The organism is Pedobacter sp. 01T416_2, from assembly GCF_056398925.1.
In genome coordinates this window covers 1-2,469 of the sequence record NZ_JBFTQI010000826.1, presented here as the reverse complement: position 1 = coordinate 2,469, position 2,469 = coordinate 1, and the positions used below count along the sequence as shown (strand labels likewise).

Sequence of the window (2,469 nt, the reverse complement as noted above, 5' to 3'; positions counted from 1 at the left end):
GCTTAAATATTACCAATCCGTTTAGTAACCCGGATTCTGATACATTTTAACCGGATCTAATTTCACTTCATCAAAAGGAATAGGAAAATACCTGTCTTTTGTAGTTACGTTAGCCAGTTTAGCAATTCCATACGACGACTGTGGTTTCACTTTTAAGTAAGTAACCAATTCCGCAGCAGTAAAATTCCTGATTAAATCGAACCATCTTTGGTGTTCGAAAGCAAACTCTACCCTACGCTCGTGCAAAATAGCCAATTTTAAAGTCGGGAATTTAGCCGCATAGGTGGCATCTGTTTTGGCTACAGCGTATAATGGCATTCCAGCCCTTGCCCTAACCATATCCAGATATTGAATGGCCACCGCATCGTTGCCCTGCAACATATTTACCTCCGCAAGCATTAAAATTACATCAGCATAGCGCATCAAAATCCAGTCGTTGCCTCCATAACCGTTTTTAGTGGCCAATTCACTCGCATCGCGGAATTTGGTAATAAACCAATCCTTTACCGTGGCATCGTTAGCGTATTTTACCGAGAAATCTTTCCTTAAATCGCTTGGTTCATACTCATTGATCAGGTCTAGCTTCACATTACCACCAATACCGGTTGATACTTTTAAAGAATTAATCAATTCGCCTTTTGCCTGGTTGTTTGCAGCAATACTCGAACTGTAATTCACATCACCTTGTTTATAGGATATCTGGAAAATCAACTCTTTACAACTCATTTTCTTCGCTACATCAAAAACATCAACATAAGGGATTTCAGATAAATTTCCAAAAGTTTTCATGTTGTAAGCTGCCAATAGATAAGTATTGGCATTAGTTAGGTTTTCGGCTTTATTTGCCGGTAACGTTGCCGCCATCGTTAAGTAAACCTTGCCCAAATAAGCATTAATTGCAGCTTTCGAAGTCCTCCCGATGTTTGCCGAGTTCTGAAAATTCGGCAGCGTACTGTTTAAACCGTCTTTTAAATCGGCAACAATCTGGTTGTACACATCAGCCTCAGGTACACGGAAGGTTGCTGCGGTAACCTCATCAGTATTGTTCAATTGTTTAGTAACTAAGGGAACAGGACCCCATTTCCTTACCAGTTCAAAATACATAATGGCCCTTATAAATTTGGCTTCGGCAATGTAATTAATCTTGTTTGCAGGTGTTACAAAAGTTACCTTATCAATGTTCGATAAAATTACATTGCTCCGGGTAATCGCGTTGAAAAGCGCCAGCCAGTGTGCTTTTAAATAAGAGTTACTGGGTAATAAAGAGAAATCGTTAAACTGGAAGGGCTCACCAGCATTACTCTGGTTGTCATTTCTTCCCGCATCGTCCGAGCGTTCATCGGTAAACAGTCCACTGTTCTCACCCAGGGTATTACTACTCCTTAACGACTGGTAAGCGCCATTTACTGCCAATAGCACATCGTTTTCTGTTTTAAAATAGTCTTCAACAGTAACCGCGTTTGGGTTGTTTTGTGCTAAAAAATCTTTTTTACAGGCACTTAGGGTTAAAACTGCTCCGAGGGCCAGAATTGTATAAATATTGTTCTTCATTTTCTTAATGCTAAAAAGTAAGTTTAATACCCAGGTTATAGGCTCTTGCCAATGGATAGTTACCATAATCTACACCTGGAGTTAAATTAGAACCTCCACTATAATCTACCTCTGGGTTATAACCCTTGTAATCGGTAATCGTAAAAGCATTATCAACACTGGCATAAATGCGGATGTTGCTCACTTTTATCGCATTGGCGAGCATTTTAGGGAAGGTATAACCTAAAGTAATGTTGGTACATCTAAAGTAAGATCCATCCTGAATATAGAAAGACGATAAACGGGTACTGTTACTTTGTGTACCTGCCCGAGATGCGCGATAATTTAAACCACTGCCAGGGTTAGCTTCGTTTCTGTAACGGTCGGCAACCTCTGCATATTGATTTCCCGAACCTTCAAAGTTATACAGGTAGTAATCCTGCCCATCTAAAACCTGGTTCCCGTACGATCCATTGAAAGATGCCCTTAAATCGAACGTTTTGTAAGAGGTGTTTAAAGCAAAACCATAGGTGAATTTAGGGTACGGGGTACCGATTACCGTTTTATCCGCGTCATTTACAATGCCGTTACCATCCGTATCCTGAAAATATAAATCACCGATTTTAGCCGGGTTCGTAGCAGATGCCGATGGGGCAACCTTACCTAAATTATCGGCAGTAATTCTACCCAAAGCCTTAAATCCGTAGAACATCCCTACAGGCTGACCTTCTTGTGTAATGTGTGTTAAATACGAACGTTCTGCACCATTGGTTAAAATGGTACTCGCACCACCCATATTTAATACTTTGTTGCGGTTAACGGCAATGTTTCCGCTGAGGCCCAAGGTAAAATCCTGTTTTTGGATAATTCTTCCATCCAGTTGGATATCAAAACCTTTGTTGCTGATTTTACTGTCGGTCAGATTGGTCAGGATAGAAG

Annotated in this window: 1 protein-coding gene and 1 pseudogene; both read right to left on the bottom strand. The window is 40.5% G+C overall.

The features are described from left to right. Positions 1-21: 21 nt before the first annotated feature. Positions 22-1,551, bottom strand: a complete 1,530-nt coding sequence (locus AC1DPQ_RS24645; protein WP_477611175.1) for a RagB/SusD family nutrient uptake outer membrane protein — start codon at positions 1,549-1,551, stop codon at positions 22-24. 10 nt (positions 1,552-1,561) lie between these two features. Then, positions 1,562-2,469 (bottom strand): annotated as a pseudogene (locus AC1DPQ_RS24640) (SusC/RagA family protein); the annotation flags it as partial.

What these genes read in the sequence shown, in the direction of transcription:
- AC1DPQ_RS24645 (WP_477611175.1), bottom strand. Translation starts at nt 1,551, where the DNA reads ATGAAGAACAATATTTATACAATTCTGGCCCTCGGAGCAGTTTTAACC.